At 61.0% G+C, this 3700-nt stretch carries 4 protein-coding genes and 1 pseudogene; 2 read left to right on the forward strand and 3 right to left on the reverse strand.

Annotated elements, in window-relative coordinates:
• Window positions 1-49 precede the first annotated feature (49 nt).
• Window positions 50-241: an RraA family protein gene (locus BN1233_RS47050; protein WP_147707366.1), complete on the reverse strand. Its 192-nt coding sequence runs from the start codon at window positions 239-241 to the stop codon at window positions 50-52.
• Between the two features lie 469 nt (window positions 242-710).
• Here BN1233_RS47050 and BN1233_RS49750 point away from each other — a divergent pair, with 469 nt between their 5' ends.
• Window positions 711-899, forward strand: coding sequence for a hypothetical protein (locus BN1233_RS49750; protein WP_048707967.1), 189 nt, complete (start codon window positions 711-713; stop codon window positions 897-899).
• Between the two features lie 38 nt (window positions 900-937).
• Window positions 938-1309 (forward strand): NUDIX domain-containing protein, encoded by a 372-nt coding sequence (locus tag BN1233_RS48420; RefSeq protein WP_048707964.1) that lies wholly within the window; start codon window positions 938-940, stop codon window positions 1307-1309.
• 370 nt (window positions 1310-1679) lie between these two features.
• Here the strand turns inward: BN1233_RS48420 and BN1233_RS18230 are convergent, their stop codons facing one another.
• Together BN1233_RS18230 and BN1233_RS46005 are read right to left on the reverse strand one after the other, a co-directional pair.
• A complete protein-coding gene (locus BN1233_RS18230; RefSeq protein ID WP_046864975.1) occupies window positions 1680-2150 on the reverse strand; it encodes a hypothetical protein in 471 nt (156 codons plus the stop codon).
• Window positions 2151-2488: 338 nt separating this feature from the next.
• A pseudogene (locus tag BN1233_RS46005) lies at window positions 2489-3446 on the reverse strand (IS630 family transposase).
• Between the last annotated feature and the right edge of the window lie 254 nt (window positions 3447-3700).

Here is a 3700-nt window from a genome sequence, read left to right on the forward strand (position 1 = left end):
GCCTACCTGTCTCAGCAATGCTTCTCTGAATGCTCTGTCGGAACGATCATCACAGCACCCCGTAGCGCTCGAACACCTCCGTCAGCCTCGCCCCTTTGAGGAGTTCATCTCGAGTGGTGTTCTCCCAGCTGCCTTTGTCGAAGGCACGGAGCAGGACATCCTTCTCGGCCTCTCGCGGAACCACTACGACGCCGTCGATATCTCCGAAAACAGGGTCACCACTCCGGATTTGCCAAGCCAAATGGCTTCAGCACCGTCGCTCACCGTCTGGGGTCCGGAAATTCCACTCCGATGGATTCCCGTTGCGCCAATGCCGCCACCGCTTCGGAGCCCTACGAACGGGCCTATGCCTGCGGTCCTTGCGATGGCGGAGCAGGTGAAGTCAGGTGTTGCACATGAACAGCACCACAGGACGGACCTCAACATTGGCGCCCTGGGCATAGTCATGTGCCCTCACAGCATGGCCACACAGACTGGAAGCGACGTACTGCGCGCGGGCGGCTCCGCGATCGATGCAGCTATTGCCGTGAGTGCCACGCTGGCCGTCAGCGACCACCGAGGTGTCTGCGAACTGATCTATGGAAACGATTCCCTTTTTCTCGCCGTTGTTCGTGGCCATAGGCACAAAAGAGGTCGGAGCGGGAGGGCATCCACAGCGTGGCGCTCGCTTTGTCCTCCCATGGCTCGCCCGGAGGGCTGGAGAGACACGGATGACCACCTCAGACAACCCTTGGACCGTGTTGTCGACGGACCGCGTCTACGACGACCAATGGCTGGCTCTCGACAAGCACCGGGTCGTGAATGCAGCGGGCATCGAGAGCCGCTACGGCGTGGTGCACCACAAGAAGCTGGGGGTCCGGATCCTCCCCATCGATCAGGACGGGTCACCATCCTGGTAGGGCAGTATCGCTTCGGGGCGGGCTATTACAGTTGGGAGTTGCCGGCCGGTGGCTGCGAGCACCACCAGCCTCCGCTGGAGGGCGCGCGCAGAGAGCTGCGGGAGGAGGCGGGACTGGAAGCCGAGCACTGGCTCCAGGTTCTGGATCTGATCCCAAGCGGTTCGCTCACGGACGAGCGGGAGATCGTGTTCCTGGCCTGGAGGCTGACTGCGTGCGAGCGCGATCCGGATCCTCAGGAGATCATCCGAACGGCACGCGTGCCATTTGAGACGGTTCTGCAGCGGGTCATGCGCGGTGAGATCCGCGACGCGGGCACTGTCGCCATCGTCTTTGCCGTGGATACTTTGCTTCGGCGAGGCGAGCTGCCCGATGAGGTCGCGCGCTCGCTGAGCCGAGACGGGGCGAGGTGATGCGAAGCCGTGTCCCTTGGAGCGACGAGCAAACTGAGAGCGGTAAGCCTGGGTTCACGTCCTGGTTAAGGATCCAAGTGCCCCGTATTCGGAGACGTGCCACTTCGAGTAGATGCTGCGGGCAGCGAATGACAGAAGATAGCGTACGTCAGCTGCAATCGCTGACAGGTGCGGGTCCATGGAGATCATGCACAAATCAGGCCTCTCCAACCCCGGTGTGTGGTGCTGGCAAGGGCGCCCCATGGACGAGAGCGCCGACGGTCCCCTGGGGGACAAAACCCGCCCCTTGGAAAGCCCCGACCTCTTGCAGCCCGACCGTTGTCATCGACCCCCACAGACGAAGGCTCACAAAACGGGGCCAGTGCATGCACTACCAATACCGCTCGACATCCTTGCCGTACGCCTCCTTCTCGAATGCCTTTCCAGCCTCGAACGGAGACTCGAACGCCTTTCCAGCCTCGAACGGAGATTCCTTGCCGTCCATCCAGTCGCCCCAATGCACGATCTCGTGCAGCAGGGTAGATTCTACGAGCAGGTGCATCCGTGAATCCTTGGCGTCAGCATCCGAATTCTGAAACTTGTCGCAAATCACCGCCGCAATGAACACAGTGTCGGGATACTTTTTCGGGAGGTACTGGCCATTCGCAGACGCCATGTGCCTGAACTCAATGACGGGCGGGTTTCCGTGTTCGAGGGCGCGCTCGGCCACCTTTTCCTTCAGTTCCGCATACTTCTGGAATGCTTTAAATACCCTGGTATTCTTTTTCACTTTCGGAAGGTTATCGCAGATCCACGTTGCCAAACGCGGATAATCTTTGGCAATTCCAGCTGAGACAATCATGCGGGTTCCTCCAGCGCGTGCTCGGAAGCGTTCTGCCGACGATACAGTCTCCTCGCCCTCACACTGTGATATCCGTCACGGATTTGCTCGCGATTGCATGCTCACGTGCCACCCACGGGAAGGCGATCCAGCACATCGATGCTTGTAATGGAAAGGCTTGGATTGCAACCAAGTTAATCGTCAGACACGTGCAGACGATCGCTGTCTCAATTGAACTTGCGGTCGGCATTGGTGCGCATCTTCTCCGCGTCGGGATCAAGCCCAGAAAGGTGCTTTGGGCATCGAGGATCCAACTGGTCGATATGTCAAGAACCAGCGAAAATTAGAGCACCGGACTATTAAACGGACGCATATCGTGCGGCTTTGAGGTAGTTCCAACACTCCTGCGGTTCGAACAGATCACAGATGTCCCCGATGGCGCGCCAGAGCGCGTCAAAGGTGCGGGCCCCGATCTTGCGCAGGTGCGCCTTGAGCTTCGCGAAGGCCTGCTCGATCGGGTTCAAATCCGGGCTGTAGGGCGGCAGGAACAGGAACCAGGCGCCTTTCTCTTTCAAGCATTGGGCTGCCCTCTTGCTTTTGTGGACCGCGAGGTTGTCGAGGATCACGACATCGCCTTTCGCCAGCGTCGGGGCGAGCTGCGTCGCGACGTAGCGGTCGAACGCCGCTCGGGTGATCGGGCCATCGATGATCCAGGGGGCGCTCAGCTCATGGCAGCGCAGCCCCGCGATGAAGGTCTGCGTCTTCCAGGGCCCGAACGGTGCTGACGCGGGCAGGCGCTCGCCCCGGCGGCTACGGCCGTGCAACCTCACCATCTTGGTGTTCACACCCGTCTCATCGAGAAACACGAACCGAGACGGCTGCTCACGCATGCGGGGCTGGCGCTGGTCTCGCCAGACGCGACGCTCGTCGCGCACGTCGGCGCGTGCGCACTCTGCGGCCAGCAGAGATTTTTTGATCTGTGAAGCCGCGTCGGCATAAGAAGCGCGAGAGCGTGGCGGAATCAACCTGCACGCCATGCTCGCTCAGCAGCATCGCGGCCAATTCCGGCATCGTGATGTCGGGCTTGGCTTCCACGGTTTGGACGAGAAAGGTCTCATAACGCGCCAGCTTGCCGCGCCCAGGGGGCCGGCCCTGGCGCGCCGGGGCCGGTGAGCCAGATTGCGCCTGGTGCCGCATCAGCTTGATCGCAAAGCTGTCGCTGACCCCGAAATGCCGCGCCGCCGCGCGGCACGAATGACCGGCCTCGACAAAGGCCACCACCCGCACCCGCAGATCCAAAGAATAGCTGTGCCCCATGATCCACCTCCTGCTGCAAGAAGGGAATCACAGGTCGGCTCAGACCCAAACCCGCAGAGTCCCATTTCCGGTCCGGGGCTCTAGTGACCAGCTGAACCTCATCGCACAATGCGATGAACTCACTGTGCTGCAGGCCGAAATCGTCTGGATTGCGGCGGTTCCCGTGAACGTGCAGCAGCAGATGCTGCGCGATCTCGAGGATGTTCGCGAACGTCATCGCGGGCCACGGCTGATACCCGACACCACGGCGCAAT

This window comes from Microvirga massiliensis, from assembly GCF_001006805.1.
GTDB lineage: Bacteria > Pseudomonadota > Alphaproteobacteria > Rhizobiales > Beijerinckiaceae > Microvirga > Microvirga massiliensis.

Excerpts from the sequence above, each read along its gene's own strand:
- BN1233_RS18230 (WP_046864975.1), bottom strand. The coding sequence starts at position 2,150 with ATGATTGTCTCAGCTGGAATTGCCAAAGATTATCCGCGTTTGGCAACG.
- BN1233_RS49750 (WP_048707967.1), top strand. The coding sequence starts at position 711 with ATGACCACCTCAGACAACCCTTGGACCGTGTTGTCGACGGACCGCGTC.